The sequence below is a fragment of the Arthrobacter sp. 2MCAF15 genome (genome assembly GCF_052115605.1).
GTDB lineage: Bacteria > Actinomycetota > Actinomycetes > Actinomycetales > Micrococcaceae > Arthrobacter.
On sequence record NZ_JBFRGZ010000061.1, the window covers coordinates 1 to 380 of the forward strand.

A 380-nucleotide genomic window follows, 5' to 3' on the forward strand; every position below is an offset into this window, starting at 1 on the left:
GTCTTCGCCCACAACGTCGAGACCGTGCCCCGGATCTTCAAGCGGATCCGCCCGGCCTTCCGCTACGAGCGCTCCCTGGACGTCATCACCCAGGGCCGCCAGCTCGGCATGGTGACCAAGTCCAACCTGATCCTGGGCATGGGCGAGACCCGCGAGGAGATCTCCGAAGCCCTCCGGGACCTGCACGAGRCCGGCTGCGACCTGATCACCATCACCCAGTACCTCCGCCCGTCCGAGCGCCACCTTCCCGTGGACCGCTGGGTCAAGCCGCAGGAATTCGTGGACCTGCAGAACGAGGCGGACGAGATCGGCTTCCTCGGCGTCATGTCCGGGCCGCTGGTGCGCTCCTCCTACCGCGCCGGCCGGCTCTGGGCCACCGC

General features: G+C 68.9%; 1 pseudogene. It reads left to right on the plus strand.

Annotation, left to right across the window (positions count from 1 at the left end):
* A pseudogene (locus AB4089_RS22965) lies at positions 1-380 on the plus strand (lipoyl synthase); the annotation flags it as partial.